The sequence below is a fragment of the Caproicibacterium sp. NSD3 genome (assembly GCF_053613275.1).
The window spans coordinates 1827077-1848709 of record NZ_CM132119.1; the positions used below are offsets into that span (position 1 = coordinate 1827077).

At 40.8% G+C, this 21633-nt stretch carries 18 protein-coding genes and 5 pseudogenes; 8 read left to right on the forward strand and 15 right to left on the reverse strand.

Annotation, left to right across the window (positions count from 1 at the left end):
- Positions 1-443: 443 nt before the first annotated feature.
- Positions 444-1010, forward strand: a pseudogene (locus ACVS9P_RS08955) (ATP-binding cassette domain-containing protein); the annotation flags it as partial.
- 673 nt (positions 1011-1683) lie between these two features.
- Here the strand turns inward: ACVS9P_RS08955 and ACVS9P_RS08960 are convergent.
- Together ACVS9P_RS08960 and ACVS9P_RS08965 are read right to left on the reverse strand one after the other, a co-directional pair.
- On the reverse strand, positions 1684-3075 hold the full coding sequence (locus ACVS9P_RS08960; protein WP_452103213.1) for a sensor histidine kinase: 1392 nt from the start codon (positions 3073-3075) through the stop codon (positions 1684-1686).
- 421 nt (positions 3076-3496) lie between these two features.
- Complete coding sequence (locus tag ACVS9P_RS08965) at positions 3497-4429, reverse strand: helix-turn-helix transcriptional regulator (protein ID WP_452103214.1); 933 nt, start codon at positions 4427-4429, stop codon at positions 3497-3499.
- A gap of 138 nt (positions 4430-4567) precedes the next feature.
- Here ACVS9P_RS08965 and ACVS9P_RS08970 point away from each other — a divergent pair, with 138 nt between their 5' ends.
- From ACVS9P_RS08970 to ACVS9P_RS08990, 5 genes are all read left to right on the forward strand, one after another.
- Positions 4568-5206 carry a type 1 glutamine amidotransferase family protein gene (locus tag ACVS9P_RS08970; protein WP_452103215.1) on the forward strand — a complete coding sequence of 213 codons (639 nt, stop codon included), beginning with the start codon at positions 4568-4570 and terminating at the stop codon, positions 5204-5206.
- 357 nt (positions 5207-5563) lie between these two features.
- Positions 5564-7042, forward strand: a complete 1479-nt coding sequence (gene abc-f / locus ACVS9P_RS08975; protein WP_452103216.1) for a ribosomal protection-like ABC-F family protein — start codon at positions 5564-5566, stop codon at positions 7040-7042.
- A 333-nt stretch (positions 7043-7375) separates the two neighbouring features.
- A complete protein-coding gene (locus tag ACVS9P_RS08980; RefSeq protein WP_452103217.1) occupies positions 7376-8266 on the forward strand; it encodes a LysR family transcriptional regulator in 891 nt (296 codons plus the stop codon).
- Positions 8267-8617: 351 nt separating this feature from the next.
- Entirely contained in the window at positions 8618-9919 is a 1302-nt protein-coding gene (locus ACVS9P_RS08985) for an SLC13 family permease (RefSeq protein WP_452103218.1), read from the forward strand.
- A 40-nt stretch (positions 9920-9959) separates the two neighbouring features.
- Positions 9960-10811: an MBL fold metallo-hydrolase gene (locus tag ACVS9P_RS08990; protein WP_452103219.1), complete on the forward strand. Its 852-nt coding sequence runs from the start codon at positions 9960-9962 to the stop codon at positions 10809-10811.
- 912 nt (positions 10812-11723) lie between these two features.
- On the opposite strand, the gene ACVS9P_RS08995 is transcribed toward ACVS9P_RS08990, so the two are convergent.
- The gene (locus ACVS9P_RS08995; protein ID WP_452103220.1) at positions 11724-12149 is read right to left on the reverse strand and encodes a DUF4368 domain-containing protein; all 426 of its coding nucleotides are present in this window, start codon (positions 12147-12149) and stop codon (positions 11724-11726) included.
- 30 nt (positions 12150-12179) lie between these two features.
- On the opposite strand from ACVS9P_RS08995, the gene ACVS9P_RS09000 reads away from it, so the two are divergent.
- On the forward strand, positions 12180-12686 hold the full coding sequence (locus ACVS9P_RS09000; RefSeq protein WP_452103221.1) for a hypothetical protein: 507 nt from the start codon (positions 12180-12182) through the stop codon (positions 12684-12686).
- 42 nt (positions 12687-12728) lie between these two features.
- Here the strand turns inward: ACVS9P_RS09000 and ACVS9P_RS09005 are convergent.
- From ACVS9P_RS09005 to ACVS9P_RS09045, 9 genes and pseudogenes are all read right to left on the reverse strand, one after another.
- Positions 12729-12987: pseudogene (locus ACVS9P_RS09005) on the reverse strand (hypothetical protein).
- A gap of 354 nt (positions 12988-13341) precedes the next feature.
- Positions 13342-13986: pseudogene (locus ACVS9P_RS09010) on the reverse strand (VirB6/TrbL-like conjugal transfer protein, CD1112 family); the annotation flags it as partial.
- A 230-nt stretch (positions 13987-14216) separates the two neighbouring features.
- Positions 14217-15461 carry a DUF6198 family protein gene (locus ACVS9P_RS09015; protein WP_452103222.1) on the reverse strand — a complete coding sequence of 415 codons (1245 nt, stop codon included), beginning with the start codon at positions 15459-15461 and terminating at the stop codon, positions 14217-14219.
- Between the two features lie 88 nt (positions 15462-15549).
- A complete protein-coding gene (locus ACVS9P_RS09020; protein ID WP_452103223.1) occupies positions 15550-16002 on the reverse strand; it encodes a MarR family winged helix-turn-helix transcriptional regulator in 453 nt (150 codons plus the stop codon).
- Between the two features lie 123 nt (positions 16003-16125).
- Positions 16126-16431 (reverse strand): annotated as a pseudogene (locus ACVS9P_RS09025) (VirD4-like conjugal transfer protein, CD1115 family); the annotation flags it as partial.
- Between the two features lie 336 nt (positions 16432-16767).
- Positions 16768-17151 (reverse strand): hypothetical protein, encoded by a 384-nt coding sequence (locus ACVS9P_RS09030; RefSeq protein WP_452103224.1) that lies wholly within the window; start codon positions 17149-17151, stop codon positions 16768-16770.
- A 140-nt stretch (positions 17152-17291) separates the two neighbouring features.
- Positions 17292-17933 (reverse strand): ABC-2 transporter permease, encoded by a 642-nt coding sequence (locus ACVS9P_RS09035; RefSeq protein ID WP_452103225.1) that lies wholly within the window; start codon positions 17931-17933, stop codon positions 17292-17294.
- Positions 17933-18793, reverse strand: coding sequence for an ABC transporter ATP-binding protein (locus ACVS9P_RS09040; protein ID WP_452103226.1), 861 nt, complete (start codon positions 18791-18793; stop codon positions 17933-17935). Before ACVS9P_RS09040 ends, ACVS9P_RS09035 begins: the two co-directional genes overlap by 1 nt.
- Before the next feature lies 1 nt (position 18794).
- The gene (locus tag ACVS9P_RS09045) at positions 18795-19169 is read right to left on the reverse strand and encodes a GntR family transcriptional regulator (RefSeq protein ID WP_452103227.1); all 375 of its coding nucleotides are present in this window, start codon (positions 19167-19169) and stop codon (positions 18795-18797) included.
- Positions 19170-19294: 125 nt separating this feature from the next.
- Here ACVS9P_RS09045 and ACVS9P_RS09050 point away from each other — a divergent pair, with 125 nt between their 5' ends.
- Positions 19295-19525, forward strand: a complete 231-nt coding sequence (locus ACVS9P_RS09050; protein WP_452103228.1) for a hypothetical protein — start codon at positions 19295-19297, stop codon at positions 19523-19525.
- Here the strand turns inward: ACVS9P_RS09050 and ACVS9P_RS09055 are convergent.
- The 3 genes and pseudogenes from ACVS9P_RS09055 to ACVS9P_RS09065 form a co-directional block, all read right to left on the reverse strand.
- Positions 19520-19916: pseudogene (locus ACVS9P_RS09055) on the reverse strand (SRPBCC family protein). The gene ACVS9P_RS09050 and the pseudogene ACVS9P_RS09055 overlap by 6 nt on opposite strands.
- A gap of 11 nt (positions 19917-19927) precedes the next feature.
- Positions 19928-20683 carry an ABC transporter permease gene (locus tag ACVS9P_RS09060; protein ID WP_452103229.1) on the reverse strand — a complete coding sequence of 252 codons (756 nt, stop codon included), beginning with the start codon at positions 20681-20683 and terminating at the stop codon, positions 19928-19930.
- Positions 20683-21633 carry an ATP-binding cassette domain-containing protein gene (locus tag ACVS9P_RS09065; protein ID WP_452103230.1) on the reverse strand — a complete coding sequence of 317 codons (951 nt, stop codon included), beginning with the start codon at positions 21631-21633 and terminating at the stop codon, positions 20683-20685. The genes ACVS9P_RS09060 and ACVS9P_RS09065 overlap by 1 nt, the downstream gene beginning before the upstream one ends.

The following is a 21633-nucleotide window of genomic DNA, read 5'->3' on the forward strand; positions in this document are numbered from 1 at the left end:
TGCTTTCAAAAAATTTGTATTTGATATAATGATATAAAATTGATGGATTGGAGTTAAAAAGATGCGCAATATTTCTTAATGATATTTTAACGCATTACAAAATTTGAAAGCGACATGTTCCGCTAGTTTTGTTATGTCTCTGCAAGGAAGTTGCCTTTTTTTACTCAACTGATATAACTTTGTCCTGCCATTATATCGGCAGAGATAAGCGTATTTGAAAGCTGGGGTTTACCGGAAGGAACGGTCGTGGGAAAACGACTTTTCTGAATCTCTTACTTAAAAAATCTGAATATATAAGCACAATATCTGCTTCCGTTACCTTTGAATACTTTCCCTATGAAGTGCTGGATAAGCTTACAAACAAAATCAATGTGGCTGAAAATAGAAAAATCGGATTTGATCCCGCAAAGACCGAAAAGGGCTTAAACCGCCGCCCAACAGAGGGAGCAAAAGCAAAAAAGGCAATGAAACGGGCTAAAACGATTGAAGCAAGGCAGTAACCGGCAATCGCTGATAAATCAAATCCGCTTAAAAATCTTGAGAAATCCGAAAGTCTGAAAATTACGCAGCTTTCGTATTACAAAAAGCAGCTTGTGTCGCTTAAGGATGTCTCCATTTTTTATGGTGAAAAAGCTGTTTGCCAGAATATCAGTTTTATTGTTGAGCAGGCCGACCGTATCGCTCTTTCTGGTAAAAATGGTTCGGGCAAGTCGAGTATTCTTAAACTGATTTGCGGAGAAGATATAACCTGCTCTGGGAGTCTTGAAATAGGCAGCCATCTTCTGATTTCTTATGTATCACAGAATACTTCTTACCTTAGCGGGAATTTATCTGATTTCGCTTCGAAAAACGATATAGACGAAAGCCTATTTAAGGCGATTCTCCGCAAGTTTGATTTTTCAAGAACGCAGATTGAAGAATTATTGCTTAAATTTCAACCTACCATTCTATTTGTTGAGCATGACCACAAGTTTTGTACGAATATTGCAACAAAGATTGTGCAGCCGTAATCTAATTGTAAAAAGCTTGTAAGCTGAGCCCTCAATAAAACAAAATTATGAATACGCAATGAAATGAAAAAGCCCGCGAGTCGGTTTATGTTGACCGACTCGCGGGCTCTCCCATTTTCGTTTCTGCTTCCATGCAGGTACCATCTTTAAAATAGAACTGCATCCGTCCGTTCACAAGGACTTTGGCTTTGTCCAATCTGAATATATTGCCGGACATACAGAAAATGCTCTCCGTTGGGCAGGTAAACACACTCGATTTTCTGACTCGGAAAGGTGGAGCGAAATCAATTATGGAAAGTCTGCTATCATTGTTAGCCTAGTGGCCCCAAGGCATTTTGTATTAAGGCCTTATTTGTCACTCGCCCTATTCATTGTTTGAAGTCTTTCCAAAATTTTGATACTGTCCTATTGGTACAGACTGCGTAAGAAAATAGTTTTTGATTTTTCTATAATTTGCTGGAGGTAAACGCGCGAAATCCGAACACGTTTATTTCATCAATGAGTATGTTAGTGTTGCTTCTAAACTTGCAAGGAACAAAAGTGCTCCCCCATCGTAAGTGAATTACGCTGCAGAAAGACTTTGTGGCATGTACAGATTTTTTGTTATCACTGGTGTTTGTAGACAACTGTGTTTCGTGATTTCGTTTTATAATACTAATATGAAAATTTTTTGCTATCCTGAATTTTTAGGAATTTTAATAGTCACTTTTCCTCCACCAGTTTCTTCTGAATTTTCCAGCAGAAGCACTCCACCATGTTGTTCAACAATAGATTTTGCTATAAACAATCCCATTCCGTAATGAGCCTTTGATGTTCGACTCTTATCAGCCATATAGAACTGCTGAGCTGCATTTTTCAGGGCATCGGGTGAAAAGCCTTTCCCACAATCGATAATGCAAAAATATATATTGTTCCCTATGGCTTCAACGCTGAGATTAATTTTTGCGTTTTCCGGCGAATAATCAACAGCGTTTGAAGCGATATTTAAAACTGCTCTTTGCAACAAATCGTTGTCTGCGTCAAAAGATTCCGCCAGATTATGAGTATTAAAATCTATTGTTAATTTCTTAAATGCAGCTAAAGCTAAAATTTGGTTATACATACTGTCTATAAACGATTTGCTGTTAATAGGTTGTTTGTTAAGGGTATATCCAGTTTCAGCTTTTGAGATTTCAATCAGCATTTTAAGATATTGCTCCATCTGGTGGGTACTTTCTTGGATAAAAGCAGTGTATTCTTTTTGCTCTTCCGTTTGATTGGTTTTCAACCGTAAATCCGTGTTTCCACGGACAACGGTCAGAGGCGTTTTGATATCGTGCGCAAGTGCGGACATCTGCTTGCGGCGCTCCTTTTCCATTCTCCATTGCTTTTTCATGGATGCTTTCAGTGTTTCTTTCATTTTGTCCAAAGACCGGAGGACATTGTCAATCTCCAGTATTCCGCTGGATTCTACTGTGAATTCCAAATCCTGATTCTGTATTTTTTCCGTAGCATTTTGCAGGCTGCTTATTTTCTGAACCATGTTTTTCCCCAGAAGTGAAGCCAGTAAAAAAGACTCCAGCAGAAATCCAATTCCTAACAAAATAAAAAAGAGAATTTCAGGGTAAGGCAGGAAACGCCGCAGCAACAGGGAACTGAATTGTGCCATATAGGTATAACGTACAATACAGACTTCATTTTTCCGGGGAATGATGAAGTAGTGATTGATAGAATTCGTTTTACTGTCTATTCCTTGTGTTGATTTCCATGCCTGATCCGCATCAGCCGGGTTCAAATCACCTGAAAGGAATTTGCCCTCCGGCGAAAAGACAGCATAGCTGCATGTTTCCGGAATCATATCCGGGGTAACGGTTTCACTGTTTGAAATTTGGTATTTCATCTTTGAAAGCTGCGTTTCGCTAAAATAGCCAGGCAAAATTGCACCGGTTGATGACAATATTGCGTAAAAGGTAGCGAGCAAAGCCACCAACAGAAAGGTGACAATACAGAATATCAGCAAATACCCAATAAAAATGGTACGCAACTTTTTGGGTTTTCGCACACGTGGTAGTTTTTTTAACTCCATTTATATCCAATCCCCCTGAATTTCAAAATCTTCCAAAAACCTTTCTTGTGAGCAACAAAAAGGATGAGCTTCGGAAAATGGCTTTGGATTTTAAGAAAATATTGGATAGCAAAAAAGTAATAAACAAACTTAATTTTGATGGTGAGGACGGACATATGGGTATCATATACAATCAGAAGTCTGAAAAAAGATACCCAAATTATTACCGATTTGATTTCATGGTTAACAAGAATCAAATAGTTTTCGTGTTTTGTCGCTGAAACGTTACTTACACAACGACCAGCTCGGAACATTCTCCGAACTTCGCATAATGTTTATAAGAGAACAAATATAATCGACAAGTATACCCTGCGTGGAAACAACGGAATAGCGCAACATCGCGAACATAAAGTATTATGAATATGAGAATAGACTTCTTGTTCTAGTTTTCGTATAAAGTGGCTATATCACGTATTCTACGCTTCATTTCTGCGCGGATATGTAACGGCTCTAAACACTCGCATTTATCCCCAAAGCCCAAAAGAATATTGTAGTAGTAATCGTTTTCTATGAAAGGAAAGCTAACAATGTAATGCTCATCACCGTCTGGTGAAAAGTTTTCATAAGTGCAATAATCAAGTACCCGATCCATCACAGATTTATGAATACGAATTTTAATTTTTGTTTGCATTGTTTCCAGAATTTCCGCAAAGTCTAAAATCGGTTTTTGATAATCTCTCGGTGTAAAAGTTTCCTCTTGCATTTGCAGGTTTGATATACGGGATAGCTTAAATAAGCGATAATCACTTCTTTTATGGCAATACCCTTGCATATACCAATGACTGCTTTTCAATACAAGCTGATATGGCTCAGCTGTTCGTGCGGTTTTATTTCCGTAACGATCTGCATATTCAAACGAAAGTAGCTTGCTTTCCTGTAAAGCTATTTTTATAATTTCTAAATATGGTTGTATGTTCCTGTTGCCCATCCACGGACTTAAATCTACATATATCTGATTTGCTTTTAATTCAATGTCTTTCGCTCTATCGGTCGGGATAAAACTCTTGACTTTAGCAAGAGCGTTTACTAGTTCATCACCTCGCATCATGTTGGAAAGACTGGAAAGCCCCATCAAGATAGCAGAAAGGTCGGCAGTCGAAAAAACCTTTCTATCAATCTTGTATTTCTGCATGATTTCAAAGCCCCCGCCCACTCCCGATGTTGAGCAAATAGGAATACCCGCCATGTTGATAGTGTCTATGTCACGATAAATTGTGCGAGGTGAAACTTCAAACATATCTGCTAACTCCTGTGCGCCTATACGCTCTTTATCAAGGAGTATCATAATAATACTGACAAGCCTATCAACTTTCATCTGATATCCGCCCTTCAAAATTTCTTTTTATCATTTTAGATTGTTGCCACACTGTTGTCAACAATTATAAGGTAGAATAAAAAGCACACAAACCAATCTACCTATCAGGAGGAAACACAATGAAAATGGAGGATATTTATGTTTACAATCTATGTTTACATTCTTGATACTTTAGCTGACTGGGAACTGGGGCATGTTATTTCAGAGTTGAATTCTGGTCGATTTTTCAAAAAGGACGCGCCGCATGTATTGCTCAAAACGGTCAGTAATTCTAAAGAGCCGATCAAAACAATGGGCGGGCTGACAATCGTGCCTGATTGCTTGATCGAGGATATTGCTCTGAGCAAAGAGAACGTGCTGCTATTACCGGGCGCAGATACATGGAACGACCCAAAGCATGGTGCTATCATCGAAAAAGCAAGCGAATTTCTCTCTTTAGGTGCTATGGTGGGTGCAATCTGTGGTGCTACCGTTGCACTTGCCAACTTTGGGCTGCTTAATAACCGTCCGCATACCAGTAATGGGCCAGGATTTCTTGAAATGATTTCTCCTGGTTATAAAGGGCAAAACTTTTATATAGACAAGCCGTCTGTAGCAGATAACAACCTTATTACTGCAAGTTCCACCGGAGCTTTGTTGTGGGCGAAACAAATTATTGGGCATTTAGGTGTTTTTGGGTCAAACACACTGGAATCTTGGTATAAATATTTTAGTACCGGTGAACCCAAACATTTCTTTGCCCTCATGCAAACTTTGCCGTCTAACAATGAAAACTGATCCACGTTTGTCATAAACAGAACGGAGACATAAGCCATATGAAATGGGTGCTTGCAAGCAGCAGCATATATTTTATATAATCTTCATTGTAACCCACATTTAAGTATGGTATAATCTCAACATAAAACATAAGATTGGAGTTGAAAAGATGAGCACTATTTCTTGCTGACGATTGGGGCGCAAACTTCCCATCCGGTTGATACCGTTTGTTTTGTTGCGCCTGTTTGCAGGAAAGCCCATATTCTTTTCAACATTCGCGGTGTATTGCTATGCTTTTTATGCATTGGCATACCCTGTTTGATTGGTTGCGGGAATTCACTTTCTTGCAACCGATTTTTTATACAGGAGGGCAAAGCAATGTCACAAATTAAAATTACAAATCTCACATTTGGCTATGAGGGCAGCGTTGATAATATTTTTGAAAATGTCAGCTTTCAAATCGACACGAACTGGAAACTGGGGTTCATCGGGAGAAACGGTAGGGGAAAAACCACTTTTTTGAATCTCCTGCTCGGAAAATATCCTTTTCAGGGAACAATCACGCACTCTGTGGATTTCAGTTATTTTCCATTTGAGGTCGGGAACTCATCAATGTTCACACAGGATGTCGTCGCCGAAATAGCTCCGGATCAGCCGCAGTGGGAACTGGTTCGGGAATTTTCCCTTTTGAAAGTTGACAACGGCGTTCTGGACCGCCCGTTTGGCACACTTTCGAACGGTGAACAAACTAAGGTCCTGCTGGCGGCGCTGTTTTGCAGAAAAAACAATTTCCTGCTTATAGACGAACCGACAAACCATCTTGACATCCACGGAAGAGAACTCGTTTCCCGGTATCTCGACCGTAAGAAAGGCTTTATTCTTGTTTCCCATGACAGGAGCTTTTTGGATGCTTGTGTAGACCACATTCTGTCGATCAATAAAGCGAATATTGAAGTAGTAAAGGGTAATTTTTCAACATGGTTTCATGACAAAGAGCTGCAGGACAACTTTGAGCTTGCGGAAAATGATAAGCTGGAAAAGGAAGTAAAACGCCTAGAAAAGGCGGCAAAAGAGAAGGCCGTTTGGTCCGACAAAGTAGAAAAGACCAAATACGCGACGCGGAATTCAGGTTTACGTCCCGACAGAGGCTATATCGGGCATCAATCCGCGAAAATGATGAAACGCTCCAAGGTAATTGAAAGCCGACATCAGTCAGCCATTACGGAAAAATCAAAGCTCTTGAAGAATATTGAAAGTTCTGAGCCCCTAAAAATCAACCAACCGGAATTTTATAAAAGCAAGCTCGTTTCCTTAAAAAATATCACTGTTTTTTACGGTACTCATACCGTATGCCGGGATATATTCTTCGACATCGAAGTGGGCGACCGGCTCTGCCTTTCCGGCAATAACGGAAGTGGAAAATCAAGTATTCTGAAACTGATTTGTGGAGAAAGGATTCCTTATCGAGGGGACCTCAGCGTCGGCAGTGGCCTGAAAATATCCTACGTTTCTCAAAGCACTTCGTTTCTAAACGGAACCCTGTCCGATTTTGCGCAGGCATCCGAACTGAACGAAGGTCTGTTCAAAGCCATTCTGCGTAAGCTGGATTTTTCAAGAGAGCAGTTCGGTAAAGATATATCCAGTTTCAGTGGCGGTCAGAAAAAGAAAGTCCTGATAGCAAAAAGTCTCTGTGAAAAAGCGCATTTATACATCTGGGATGAGCCGCTTAATTATATTGATGTTATTTCCCGTATGCAGATAGAGAAATTGCTGCTGGAATTCAAGCCAACCATCTTGTTTGTCGAACATGATAGCCTGTTTTGCAAAAACATCGCAACTAAAACAATATGTTTGTAAAGCGCTTGTCCTTATAAGCGCATTTTCTGCCCGCTAATTTCAAATAATAGGTGCTTGCAAAGATACTTTTATCTGTTTTGGGTATTATAACTCTTTTTTTGCTTAGTATGGCAATCTACAACCATATCATGCTGAAACAAGAAGCGAAGCTGATAAAGCCTAACGGAACATTTGCAACGGTAGACGGCTATAAAACGCACGTTTACACCGAAGGGCAAAAGGGAAATGGCCCAACAATCTTGATTATGTCGGCCTTTGGGACAACCATGCCCGTATACGACTATAAGATTCTGTATTCAAAGCTGTCGAATAAATATCATAAGGAGATAAGCTATGACACTTTTACAATTATCCTACTTTGTTGAAATCTGCCGGGCAGAAAGCTTTACCCGAGCCGCGGAAGTCCAACACGTCACCCAACCCACTATGACGAATGTGGTCAAAGATTTAGAGACTGAATTTGGAATTAGACTGCTTGATCGCAGCAACAAAGCAGTGCTCCTTACCTCCGCTGGTAAGGAATTTTTAGAAATGGCCATTTCCTTGTTAGATTACGCCGATCATATAAAGATGATTATGTTAGATAAATCTGAACAGAACCGTCGCTTACTATTAGGAATTCCGAATATGACAAATGCAGCCTGTTTCACTGAACTGTTTGGCGTAATCCATAAGGCATATCCGGATATTGAAATCGATACAACACACAACATGACAGCCAACCTACTACATTTACTCGATGCTGGGAAACTTCACTTACTGATGGTACCCTACCAACCATCCGATATAAAATACTGTCATTTGATATGGAAAAAAACCCGCTTTCTGTTCTGCGTTTCAAAGGATCATCCCCTTGCCTCTAAAAAGATGCTCTCGATTCATGATATTTGTGATGAACCTATTATCTCCTATTTTGGTGATGCTTATCTTAAAAATTTCAATCTAATGGAAAAATATCGTGCAAATGGGCATGAAATGAAGATTGTCTATCGCTGTAATCAAATCAATATTATGCAGGAGCTTATTCAAAAAAATATTGGTTGCGGTTTTCTAATTGAAAATTCTTTTTCGAAGGAAAGCGGAATCGTTGGTATTCCTATAGACGAGTCACTATCCGTCACCATCTATCTGATTTGGACAAGAGAAAGTGCACGGCTTTCCGTAGTACAAAAATCGCTTAGATGCATTCGTACTTATTTAGGAAACCCGCCGTTGAAAAAATAGCACATTCAAGTAACCTTGTTACAAAGGACACCCTTTCTCCTTTGTAATAAGGTTACTTTTAATTTAAAAAAGAGTTCAATAGTTACTTCACTGTGATAGCTTTTCATCCAAAAGGTTTCCTTTTTCACTCCGAAAAATATCGGTTGTGGAAAGTGAAACCTTTTTTGCTTAGTACGGTAAAATTAGATTTTTCAATCATCTTATGATAAATTATTTTTATGATTGCTTAATAAAAACAATTTGACAGTTGATGTGCAAATTCATATAGTAATAGCTGTGACATGCGTCAATAAATTGGCCAATTTGATGATGCGAAGGTACAAAAAATATGAGCATAAGGAGTGCGAAACTATGAACCCAATGATTATTACTTTTGTAATATTGTTAATTTGTATCATCGCCTTAATATCCAACAAAGTACCACTGGGCCTTGTTGGTATCTTCTGTCCTATAGCCCTTTCCATTACCGGTGTTCTAAAAACCGCTGAAGCATGGGCCGGTTTTTCCAACACAGCAACCATTACTTTTGCCGCCCTATTCGTGCTAGGAGGCGGCCTCGCAAAAACCAGTTTAGCTGAAAAGATTTCCAATCATGTATTGTCAATCAATTTTAAAGACAACAAAAATGGCCGTGAAAAGCTAGTCGTCATTATTTTTGGCGTTACTGCCATGATAATGGCAACACTGCTCAACGCCGCTTCCACAGTTGCGACCCTGATTCCATTCATCATTGTAGTTTGTAATGATCTGGGATTAAGCAAACAACGCATAGTCAAACCTGTTTCCGATATTGCCAACATGTGGTCGGCAGTATTTCCGATCGGTGCAGGCGTCTCTTTTTACTTAACTGCAAACGCCATATTAGAAGAAACAGGCTCGGAAGAACGCTTTGCCTTTTTTGACCTTGCTATCATGAAAGCACCTATTCTGCTAATAACTACTGCTTTCATTTTGCTGGTTGGCTACAAACTGATGCCCAAACGTACAAATTTTCCTAATGATCAACACATTGTCGCAGCACGCAACCAGTCGAAATTGACACCTGGTAAGGAAAAATTAGCCTATGGTATTTTTTTTGGTGTTGTTATCCTAATGGTACTTTCCGGACTAATCAAATCCATTTCACTTGATACCACCCAGCTTGCCGTTTTAGGAGCACTGTTAATGGTGTGCTGTGGCATCGAAACCGGAAAAGAAGCCATAGCCTCTATTAACTGGCCCGTTGTATTCATCGTCGGTGGATTCTTACCAATGGCTACCGCATTGAACAATACAGGCGCAGGTACCATGATGGCAAATGGGCTTCAGTCTATGATGGGCGGCCAAACCAACCCATATCTACTGGCTGCTGTGTTCTTGCTAGTTCCACTGATTGCAACCCAATTCATGAACAATATCGTGGTCACGAATCTATTTATGGCCATTGAGGCTTCCATTGCTATGGGAATCGGCATCAGCCCCAAATTTGCTATGACAGGTGCATTGGTCGCCGGTACCATCGCCTTGTTAACACCAATGGCCTCTTCCCCTTCCGCCATGTCCTTTGGTGCAGGTGAGTATACCATGAAAGAATTTTTTCTCGGTGGCCTACCAAGTGTTCTGGTCGTCCTTGTTGCCTATTTGATTTGGGTTCCAATTTGTATTCATCCATAGGCACAGTATTAATCATCTCGCAATGAAAGGTTTTGATAGTTTGAAAATCAGTAAAGAATCGCGTGCTCTACTACAGGATGTCATGGGCCGCCTAAACAATTTCATCAAAAATCCATGGCTCACCCAAATGGATCCCTATCAGGTTGTTCCAAATGTCTACTATATTGGCAACAAGTATGTAGGTAGCTATTTGCTTAATACGAACAGCGGCCTTATTCTGATCGATGTCACCATGCAGGAAACCGCTTATCTTCTTTTTGAATCTATCCGCAAGCTTGGATTTGATCCGGCAAATATTAAAAAAGTTCTGATTTCCCATGGGCATATTGATCACTGCGGTGCCGCACGGTTGGTTCAAGAATATTCTGGTTGTGATATTTATTTCCCGATAGGCGATCTCTTCTTTCTCACCAAAAGACGCGACCTCCTCTTATGCGAAGATAGGGTTCCAACATTTAAAGTTACTGGGTATTATGATTACAGCAACATTATGGATTTTGGTAACATCCGCATCAAACCTGTTCACACACCCGGTCATACTCCTGGCTGCACCTCTTTTCTGCTCTCGGTAAACTGTGGAAAAGAAAACTTGTTGCTCGGCATGCATGGTGGTCTGGGACTCAACGGTCTTTCCCTCGCAGAATTGGAAGAAAACCGATTGCCACTTTCACTTCAGGAAGACTACCTACATTCTCTTGAGAAGATTGCAAAAGAACCAGTCGACATTGTTATTCCATCGCATGCCAGTCATTACCCTGGTGATTACTTTGCTATTGCTGCACAAAATGATGGAACAGGTGAAGTTCTGCGCATCCCTGGTGCATGGGAAAAATTAATCAATGGTCGTATTTCACAGATCAAAGAAGTCATTGCGCGTGACCACGCGCAATGATTCAAAAATCATCTCAACAAAGCGATTGCAAATACGAAAAGACGTCGGAGCTTCAATCTTTAGAAAAAACGTGTATGTATTTCCAATATATTTTTGTAGAAAGGCATAATTGAATGCTAATTTCATTCCATGTTTGCCTGTAATGGTCAAACATTTTTGTAACATGACGTCTAATCTATATTTCACCTCATAGGGCGTTCAATAATCATTATATGAGTACGGGTAAACCTGATTTTACCAAACATAGGCGAACTTCTGAAATAGCGGGTGCCAATTTTTTATCAGTCTGGAAATTAAAGTGATTGATATCCCATTTTAAAAGTATTGTAATAACGTTCCATTTGAGCATTGTCTAAATACAAACCCTAAGGCGCTCACGTTCTGCGTGATACTATGTTTCCGACAATAAAAAATAAATTAGTTGGAAATAAACTGGCTCCCCTGATCGGAATGCAATATCAGATTTTCAAGTTTTCTCTTCTGGGAATCAAGGGCTTTTTCAAAAGCTAACTATTCTCTAAATTGCTTGTAATCTATTTTTTAATTTCACTTGTGCAGCCACGCTGCGGTCATATAAATCAATGATGTCCAGTTGTAAAGCATGGAACCTTTTAAGGGAGATCTAATTTAAAAGGCTTACTTCCTTTATTAAACAAAAAGGGCGCATTTCTCCCCTATCTTGAACTTTTCATAATGTTTATTATAATTATATGGAACTCAGATTAATTGAAAGATATTTAAAGACCAAATATTTTTACTTCCAATCTTTAAAAAATTTTACTGAGTCAGTAGTTGGCATGTTTTCACAAGTCTAACTTCTGATGATTCCTTCGTAGCTCGAATTACCCACACCATGCCGAGTGTTCTTATAGCATTTGAAAATGCCGTAAGGACACTCGCTTTTTTATGTGATTATCCTGCCATCTGCGCTTGGAAGTAGCTTACGGCTACTCCTTTTCTCGTCTGTATCAGAACATCCGGTATTTCAATGGAGCCGATACAATTATAATGAATGGTCAACTTCTGGACGTATACGCCGTTCACCTTTTCGGCTTGATGAATTTCAATATGGTCTATTAGCTCATTAAGCATTCGCGGCGTGAGCTTTCTGGCTCTGGTATACTTGCGCACGGTGGCAATAAACATATCCGTACTTACCGTCCAACGGCTTTCCTTGTCAAGCTCGGTCCTGAGCGTTTTTATCCGTCCTACTAATCCGCTTTGTTTGTCCTCATATTGCTTGGCCATTTTTGAAAACCGTTCATCGGAAATTTTCTCGGTCACATTATCCTCATACTTGCTCTCAAATTTTGTGAGCCTGCGGATTTCTCCCAGCACGACTTGTTCCAGAAAGTCGACACGGATGTAATGGGTAGAAGTGCAAATACCCCGATTGCCTTAGTTGGAACAGTCGAAATACTTAATGTCCGGGTTCCCCTGATTGAAGTGGTAATGCAGATTGTGTCCGCAGTCGGCATAGACAAGCAGGCCGGAGAACATATTAGTTTCTCCCTCATTGGTTTTTCGTTTACGGATTTTACCTCGTTTCTGCTGTACCTTTTCCCATGTTGCGCGGTCAATGCCCGGATCGTGCACATCCTTAAAGATAACCCAATTATCACGGTTGTTTTCAATCCGTTTCTTATTCTTGTAAGATTTACTGTATGTCTTAAAATTGAGGACGTCCCCGCAATACTCCTGCAAGAAAAGAATTTTGGTGACGGTAGAACTGTTCCACTTCGTAGGCGGTGCGTCTTTATGCTTGCCAGAGTGGTTGACGCCTCACGTTTGCCAATAAGATATTGGAGTCAAGATACTTCCCTTTCCGGCGCGGCGGCGATCTGTTCCCGCCCAAAGCCATCCAGCGTCATCTGATAAATCCGGCGGACGACGACGATGGCTTCGATCTGACGCCTCTCAGCGCGGGATAATGATCGATTCATGACCGGTTTTTACTTTTTTACCGACAATCCAACGCACCTCCTTGTCGAGTTTACTTTGCCGCCCGAGCATGGCGTAAAAATTGTTGGTCTGATAAGACCTCTGCTTTGGCCGCAGGAACAGCACCCGTACGATGCTGCGGACGATTTTTTCCATCGGCAGACCGTTTTGTTAAATTGAACAGGACTTTCATTTTTACAGCGGTCAAGTCCTTGGGGACAGGAACATAGGCCATAAATATCTCCTTTTAGACATAAAAAAAAGGACAGTCAATCAAGACTGCCTTTTTTTAAACTATGTAGATTGAATAGCCTAATTATCACTAAAAATCCCATCAATATTAATTCCTTGAGATTTCATTAGTTTTTGAAATACAGAGTATAAAGTTTGATCATTATAAAGCCCTAATGGCCAACCAAACTTATGACTTGAATCACTATCGGTATCTATTAGTGAACTATTGGCTATTTTGCTGCTTGTTTTATCAAATATAATGCTTACGTACCCATGTTGGTCATTAAATTGCCAATTGAAGTGGTACAACAAGTTTGTCGATACTGGCTCGCTGTTTTTGAATTCAGTTACTTGATTAGTGCGCATTAAAAATTGATCTTGCAAGGCTCTTCCAGTCTTAAAAAGCGTGAAGCACAGCAGCACCGTGTAGCCCATGCATGCCCAGATCGCCTTGCTGATATCCGTTCCCACGCTGATGCTTTTTTATCAAAACGGCGTAAATTGCCACACAGACGATAATGAGAAAGCTCTGAAATTCCAGCGCGAACAGAGAGCGCGGATAATTCTGACCCATGCCGCCCCACTTCCAGTTGAGCATCGTCGCCATCGGGATCGGTGCGATGGAAGTTGCTAAATAGATCTTGATCATCCTCCCATACACGATAATGAAAATGCAGATTGTGAGCGCTCACATGGTAAAGCCCACAAAAATGCTCTGGAACCACAACCCGAACAGGGGCCCGAGGTCCATGGTCATGAGCTGCGTCTGAAGGCTCGCCATGACGGAGCTGATGTCGATGGACGTATCAGAAACGATGATTCCTGCCGCGCGGTTCACCACGCTTTGCACCACGCCGAACATGCCCATAACAATATTCCATGTGTTGGTTACGATGAGGATGGCGCAAGTCGTTTTGAAAATTCACCGAAAGAAAACGACGATTTCCATGTCGTGAAGGTCGTTTTTATCGGTTATGATCTGAATCAACTCCAGCGTCATGTTGTTATCCGGTGGCTTTATTCAGTTGTGGTTGGGGACAGTGCAAACTGGACGCACAATCAAACACCTTTTTTAAAAGTGTTTGACCAACGATGACGCTTTCACTCCGCGCAAAAATGTCAAGTGGTCTCTCGCAAGGGCAATGCGCCAGGCAAATGGCCTATTCCCCAGAAGAATCGCCCTCAAAAACTAAAGTTGCAGTTTTGTCTGATTAAGATTTTAGAAAGACATCATTCAACTGCAAAAACATCTGCAGCGGCCTTTGCGATAATATTAGCACTATTATTAATACCTAACAGGCTCGAATTAATCATAAGATCATAGCTTTCACGCATACCCCATTCTTTGCCGATATAGTGCCGGTAGTTTTCTTTTCGCTTATGATCAATCCGATTGATTTCTGTTAATGCATTATCGGCCTCAACGCCGTATGTTTCAACAGCTCGCCGTTTTCTTTTGTCACATTCGGAGTAAATAAATACCTTAATCAAATGCGGAAATGTTCTTAGAAGATAACCCGCGCAGCGGCCCACAATGACGCACGGCCCCTGATCTGCGAGCCGCCTGACTGTTCGGCTCTCCGAAATAAAAATCATGTCGTCTACGGACAGAGTTTCATTGATGTGAGGGTCTTCTTCTTTTTCGAAAGCTTCAAGTAGCCGATATAAGAAGTTCGTTGATTTCTTTTCCTCATACTGCTCCACGAATTGATAAGAGAGGCCAGTTTCCTTGGCTACGGTGTCGACGATTTCATTATCATAAAACGGAAGCTTAAGTATCTCTGCAACACGTTTTCCGATTTCGTGTCCACCACTTCCGAACTCTCGGTTGATTACGATGACGAACGGTAACTTTTCCGCTGTTTCGCTCTCTTTTACTCGATTGGGTTGTATGACCGCGGCGCAGAGTTTTTCAGTAAAACTGCCATTAAAGCGTTTTGCAAGCAATCCAACAAATATTGCGGCTGCAAGTGTACCCTCCCTGACGCCTTCCAGACGATGCAGAAAATAAAAAGAAAGCACGGATGCCACAGCGACGAGCGATATATCAAAAATGACTTTCATGTAACCGAATTTCATGCGCGTCACATGGCAGATCGCAAGTACGACACCTTCACCCGCAAGAGTAACAACGCCTGCCGTAACTTCAAGACTCACCCCAAGTGCAACCAAAATAATACCGATCGCACAAGTGATCCACTGCTGCCAATAAAAGCAAATCGTTATTCCATTCATACACCAGATTGCTAAATCCGTCAGATATCCGAAAACAAACGCGACCGGAAGCTGAATCAGCTGAATCAATTTATATTCTTTGCGCAGAATCAATATCTGCAGCAGGATAAAAACGCAGTGCATAATAATGGTAGCGTTGCCAACTGTCAGATGAGTAAATAGGCTTGTCACATAAGGAAGGCTTGAAATGGGCGAAGTCCCTAACGCTGCTTTAATCGAAAATGCAACTCCAAAGGCCATTATCGTAAGACCGATTGCAAAAATTATGTATCTCTTGAATAATTCTGATGATTTTTTCCCCATGTTTATTGATTTACACTTCCCTTGATTATTCATTTCTGCCTGTCAGATTGAAATACATCTTTGTTAAAATGCGCGTCAATTCGTCGATATCTTTCTCAGTCAGATTCTTAGCAGCCTGCTTGTCGGATGAAATAAAAATATTTTCCATTTGCGCTGCCGCCGACCTGCCCTTGTCTGTCAAAAAAACAAAAAGCGACCTTCTGTTGCCCTCGCGCTGCTTTCGTTCAATAAGCCCCATATTTTCCATTCTTCCGAGGATGCTCCCAACCGTGGCGGATTCTATTTCACAACTGATGGCTATTGTTTTTTGATCGCTTCCGTTATGAGACACTAAGTATTCCAGTATTTTGGGCTGACCGGGTGACAGACCGATTTCATAGGCCTGAGAAAGGATTTTTTTATTTAGCGCAGTATGTGATTTCATTAATAAATAATGTATAGACAATCCTATTTCACACTCCAAATAGTAATCATGCATATAGTAAGCATTCTTATTATAAACCAAGCTTCATTAAATGTAAACTGATTTACTCATCCATAATGTTCCATGGTTGGTTAAAGCAAGACGATGAAGGCAACTTGTGTTTATTCTTAAAAACCGCTATTCTGCGGCTTTGGGTTTCCCGGAGAGGCCAATGGAATACGTGTTGAACACATCGTCCGGCTTTGGCTTCAATTTGGTGAAAAGAAATTTCTCGATATAAAAAGCGTTGCGGGGATTGTAATCGGACAGGTACTTGTAGTTCGGATGCTTTGTGATGTCGTACTTGTCCGAAAGGAAGGGACGGACGCCGCGAAGTTGGAGAATACATTTGCCGCCGTCGAGGACAGACAACTCATCGACCAAAGCTAAATTCTTCCCAAATTTTTGATAATTGAGACTGTGAGATACTTCGCGTACACGCGTCGCGTCTGAATGGGTGGCAGATGGTCAAGAGCTTCATAAAACTGTTGTATTGAAACCTTTTGCATAAGGATTTCTTCAGGCGACGGCTTCGTGTGGAGGATAAGATCAGAATGACCCCAATAGACAATCCGGCTTTTTAAAAGCATCAACGCCTGCTAGATAAAATCTGCTGTCCGCTGGTCACGCCCGGCCGCGTGAAAGCGCCCAGATAGCTTTTTGAAAAACTTGAACAGACATAAAAAAGTCCTCCAAACCTGCAAGCTTGGAGGATTGCCGAAACAGGGCATGTAAATTATCCCGCCAAACCCGTGCTTTTTTGCTTGGCAGGTAATGTCATTATGCTCCTCGTTGTTTAATATATCCGATTACCACGCAAATAACTGCTACAATAAATGCAATCGCTAATTTTGTAAATGAACCACTATACAGTTTATTAGGTTGGTCTATGCAGTAACGTACTTGAATTTGGCTACCGATTACAGATGACATAGGTACTTGTATTCTATTGCATGGTGTATATGTTTTTCCGTCAACATTGTATCTCATGACAGCCCATTTGGAATTATTCTTACTTCCAGATACGGCAGTTTTAATATCAACGATTGTTCCAATCACTGTCGATGTTTTCCCATTCATTAGAATTAGGCTTATGCCCTCAACCAGAGCAAAAACGATACACACCAAAGCTATAATATATAAGAATATAACATCTTTTTTCATATTATTTATCACCTGTCTTTAATCATGTCCTTTTTTTCGAGCTTTATAAATAAGATTGACAATGGGTAGGATTACAAATATGGCTACCATCCAGTCTGGAAAATGCGGCATAAAGCAGGCCCTCCTTTTAAAGCATCACACTATATCAAATCTTTTTTACTATATATCTTAATGCTGATTAATATGGATACAGCAAGAAAAGCCAAACTGACCAATGCAACTATCACACAAAAAAGTGCAACAGGAATTGATTGGATGACAGCCAAATAGGGATTCCCATTTATTTTTAATAGCTGTGGGAGCAGAATTGGAGAAGCCATAAAAACAACAATAAAGAAAAATTTTGTTTTTTCATATCCAACTTTAAATTGGATCGGAAGGTAGATACTGATGAGCAGAGATATGCCAACAAAAGCGGCCATCATCATTCCAAAGCTAAAACTCCCAAGCTTCGGAAGAAGCAGCGTTTCAATCCAATAAATCACGCTGCAGGCGGCGAAGATCACCACGCAGAAGCCGTATTTTGACATAACAACCAAACTGCGCGGATAAGGGGTCGCACATAACATGGCCGACGCTTTCGGGTATTGGAACTCCTTCATGGAAACATACATTAAAAGCATAAATACGGCAAATACAGCGGAGATCACAAAACTGATGGAGCCTGCCAGCTCCGGCATACGCCACAAAATAAACGGTGGGATCAAGAGAACGACTATGAACATAAGCCAAACATATTTTTTAGCGATTACAAAGTCCTTTTTTATCAGATGAAGTAACATTATTCCTTGTCCCCCTCAAGATTTCCGAGCATAATATCTTCGATTGTAGGTCTTTCGATGACAATTTCCAGCAGACATTCCTGTACTTTTTTAATTTGATTGGTAATTCCCGTAAAGCCAAAATTCGTCGTTTTGATATTTTGAAAAAGCTTCCGATTTTCCTCATTCAGATCTTTTGTGTCTCCCTTAACCACACGATAGCTCTCTAAGAGAGTATCCTTTTCTTCCTGGAAAACAATTTCGCCGTGGTCGATCATAATGAGCATGTCGGCGACTTTCTCAAGGTCGGAGGTGATATGCGTTGAAAAGAAAACGCCTTTGCCGCCTTCCTTCATATAGTCTGTAAGAATTGTGAGCAGTTGGCTGCGGATTAGTGGGTCAAGACCGCTGGTGGGTTCATCCATGATCAGAAGCTCCGCTTTATGGGAAAGGGCAAGCGCAAGAGCGTATTTCATCCGCATACCTTTTGAAAGTGTGTTGATTTTTTGCTTCGGATTAAGAGAAAAACGATCCATGTAGCCTTTATAATCCTGTTCGCTCCACGAAGAGTAGGCGGGGGCTATAACATTTTTCATTTCTGACATGGTAAGTTCATCATAGAAACCGCCGTCGTCCATTACGACACCAATGCGGTTTTTCAGTTCGCGTTCGTGTTTTTCCATATCCAGTCCAAAAAGCTTTATAGTGCCGGACGTGTTTGTGGTCAGTCTCAAAATGGAACGGAGCGTCGTCGTTTTTCCTGCCCCATTTACACCAATAAACCCGGTAATGCAATCCTCTGGTAAGGAAAAAGTTACATTTGACAGCGAAAAATCACCGTAAGACTTGTTTAAGCCTGTTACTTCTAATATATTGTTCATTTCAGTCACCCTCGTATAAAATGTCCATCATGGCATTCAGTTCTTCTTTCGTGATATTCAGCGATTTTGCAGTCTGGATCATATCCTGCATTTTTTGTTCGACAATGCGTCGCTTTGAATCACGAAGCAGGTCAATATTACTTGCAGACACAAAGGTTCCGATGCCTACCTGACTTGTGACGAAGCCCTCCTGCTCTAGCTCCTCATAGACCCGCCGGATAGTTAAAACACTAACCTTCAAATCATTGGCAAACCCTCTGATCGAAGGTAGCGGATCTCCCTCAACTAAATCTCCCTTGAGGATCGCATCCTTTATCTGATCTTCAATCTGCTGATAGAGCGGATTGTCGGAAGTATTTGAGATGATAATCTTCATAAGCGTATGTCTCCTTTCAGTGTGCTGCTATTAAATATACACTATACACTATCAGCACGATGCTGTCAATATATGTGAGAATAAATATCATATACAGAGGCTGAAAAGATTCAAGAAGAGAGGAAATGAAGCTCCTGTCCCAAAGCCACCGTGGTAAAAAAAGGCGCAATTATTACGCCCTCACTATTCTCTTTTTTGAAAGAAAAAACGGCGGCTTTGATTTTTATTTCAAAACCGCCGTATGGCAATTAAAATTTAGGTGTAACGACTTTGCTCACCATAACAACGGTTCGTTTCTGTTGGAAGGAACAATCATGGAAACGCAACATAATCCGTTAAAGCCAGCATACCTATAAAAGAACCAAAGCCTTTTGCAAATCTGCAATATAGGCAGCCTGTTGTTTTTTCAAATATTTATTAAAAGCTTTAAAAATTTTTTTTGGGTGTTACATTTTCTGTGAAGTCAATCCTTGTCTGCCCGTTATCATGTGAAAACAGGCCCGCCCAATGACCGTGCATATTTTTATTATTTATATCAAACTCATACCGGTTCATCGGTTTGAATGACGTAATCGTAAATGTAGTAGCATATCCGTCTTTGGTATATTCCACAAATTTTTTTCCTGCATCAATGACCTCTATTTTACTTAAATCACTCCTCCATGCATAGTTGTCAAGTGAAGTAACTACTTCCCAAACCGCCTCTATATTGTAGTCCAAAACATCTTTTATATTTGTCGTTGCCATGACACCACCCCTTATAAACTTGTTTCCTTTTTTAATCGGTGCAATGCCCACGAAAAGCTAATCAGGCACATAACGGCAAGTAAAAGAATAACCGAAATTACATCGTGAGAGACAATGTTTCCCTGCAAGATTAAATCCCGTAAAACATTGATTACATGAGTAAACGGGTTCAGATTGACTGCAATTTTAAGTCCCCCGGATAATTTATCTTCCGGAAATAATGCTGTACTGAGGAAAAAAATCGGCAAAACAATCGCGTTCATCACAGTTTCGTAAAGGACTTCATTGGGAAGGCAAAGACTGATTGCATAAGTTAACCCTGCCATAAAGAAAGACGTCATGAATACAAGCAAAATGATTACAAGCAGCCCCAAAAATCCCGAAGCGATTTTTACCGAGAAAAGCAGGCTGACAATGCATAGAATGGAAACTTCAAGAAAGGTACATAATACCGCTTCCAATACCTGACCAAGAACAATTGAACTTCTTTGAACCGGGGCAATCAATATCCGGTAGAAACTGCCGTCCGTTTTCATAAGGTAATTCATAATGCCGCTGCTGCTGCAAGTTCCGAAGCTCACCAATACAATCAGGCCTGGGAGAATAAAAGCGGTATAGTTTTGGATTCCAATGCCCCGCATTGCTTGCCCGGCGACGGCGCTGTATAAAACCAGCCAAAGCATAGGCTGTAAAATGGTAATCACGATCGTGAAAGCATTGTGGAAACGCCATTTTATGTCTCGCCCCAGTAAAGTTAAAACGTCCATCAACTGGCCTCCTTTGCATCTTCACAGGTCAACCTAATAAAAACGTCTTCCAGAGTGGGCTGCATAATTTCGATTCCCAGAAAAGGAATATCATGTTCCAACAACCACCGGTTGGCTTTTTCTAAATCGACATGGCCGTTTTTCAGGCCGGTAATGATTTTATTATGGCGCAAGTCCGATTCTTTCAATTCAATCACGCTTTTTAATGGCTCAAAACAGTTTCTGGCTTCTTCTTTCGATGAAAAGTTGATTTTCAGCATATCCTGACGTAAGTATTCCCGGAGAGCATTCGGGGAACCCTCTATAACCTCTTTCCCATTTTTCATGATGCAGATGGTATCGCTTAGCTGATCGGCTTCTTCCAGATAGTGAGTTGTTAAAAAAATCGTAGTGCCAAAATCATTCCTGATTTTCTTTACCATATCCCACATTGCCATGCGGGACCCGATATCCATGCCGACAGTTGGCTCGTCCAGAAACAGAACTTTTGGCTTAGACATCATATTGAGAGCAATATCAAGCCGCCGTTTTATCCCGCCGGAATAAGACGAAACCGGATATTTCAGATATCGTTCCAAACCGAAACAGGAAACTAACGATTTCATGCGTTTTTGCGCTTCCGGCTTCGGTATCCGATAAAGTCTGCTTTGAAACATCATGTTTTCCGTAAGAGACAGGTGTGAATCAATGGAAGTGCGCTGCGCCACACAGGAAATCTGCGTACGAATTGCAGCCGCTTCATGGACGGCGTCTTTTCCAAATAAAATCACGCTGCCGGATGTAGGGTGCAGAAAAGTGGTCAACACGTTGATGAGGGTTGACTTTCCCGCACCGTTTGGTCCCAGCAGAGAGAAAATTTCGCCTTCATTTACCGTCAGAGAAAGACCGTTTAATGCCTGCACCCCATTCTTATATTTTTTCACTAAATTCTTGACGCTGATAGCTGTCAT

Bases quoted from the DNA above. Each gene is read 5' to 3' on its own strand.
- ACVS9P_RS09040 (WP_452103226.1), bottom strand. From the start codon at position 18,793: ATGAACAATATATTAGAAGTAACAGGCTTAAACAAGTCTTACGGTGAT.
- ACVS9P_RS08980 (WP_452103217.1), top strand. From the start codon at position 7,376: ATGACACTTTTACAATTATCCTACTTTGTTGAAATCTGCCGGGCAGAA.
- ACVS9P_RS08985 (WP_452103218.1), top strand. From the start codon at position 8,618: ATGAACCCAATGATTATTACTTTTGTAATATTGTTAATTTGTATCATC.
- ACVS9P_RS09050 (WP_452103228.1), top strand. From the start codon at position 19,295: ATGAAGCTCCTGTCCCAAAGCCACCGTGGTAAAAAAAGGCGCAATTAT.
- ACVS9P_RS09020 (WP_452103223.1), bottom strand. From the start codon at position 16,002: ATGCATGATTACTATTTGGAGTGTGAAATAGGATTGTCTATACATTAT.
- ACVS9P_RS09065 (WP_452103230.1), bottom strand. From the start codon at position 21,633: ATGACAGCTATCAGCGTCAAGAATTTAGTGAAAAAATATAAGAATGGG.
- abc-f (WP_452103216.1), top strand. From the start codon at position 5,564: ATGTCACAAATTAAAATTACAAATCTCACATTTGGCTATGAGGGCAGC.
- ACVS9P_RS09035 (WP_452103225.1), bottom strand. From the start codon at position 17,933: ATGTTACTTCATCTGATAAAAAAGGACTTTGTAATCGCTAAAAAATAT.
- ACVS9P_RS08965 (WP_452103214.1), bottom strand. From the start codon at position 4,429: ATGAAAGTTGATAGGCTTGTCAGTATTATTATGATACTCCTTGATAAA.
- ACVS9P_RS09045 (WP_452103227.1), bottom strand. From the start codon at position 19,169: ATGAAGATTATCATCTCAAATACTTCCGACAATCCGCTCTATCAGCAG.
- ACVS9P_RS09060 (WP_452103229.1), bottom strand. From the start codon at position 20,683: ATGGACGTTTTAACTTTACTGGGGCGAGACATAAAATGGCGTTTCCAC.
- ACVS9P_RS08970 (WP_452103215.1), top strand. From the start codon at position 4,568: ATGTTTACAATCTATGTTTACATTCTTGATACTTTAGCTGACTGGGAA.
- ACVS9P_RS09030 (WP_452103224.1), bottom strand. From the start codon at position 17,151: ATGAAAAAAGATGTTATATTCTTATATATTATAGCTTTGGTGTGTATC.
- ACVS9P_RS09015 (WP_452103222.1), bottom strand. From the start codon at position 15,461: ATGGCCTTTGGAGTTGCATTTTCGATTAAAGCAGCGTTAGGGACTTCG.
- ACVS9P_RS09000 (WP_452103221.1), top strand. From the start codon at position 12,180: ATGGGTAGAAGTGCAAATACCCCGATTGCCTTAGTTGGAACAGTCGAA.
- ACVS9P_RS08960 (WP_452103213.1), bottom strand. From the start codon at position 3,075: ATGGAGTTAAAAAAACTACCACGTGTGCGAAAACCCAAAAAGTTGCGT.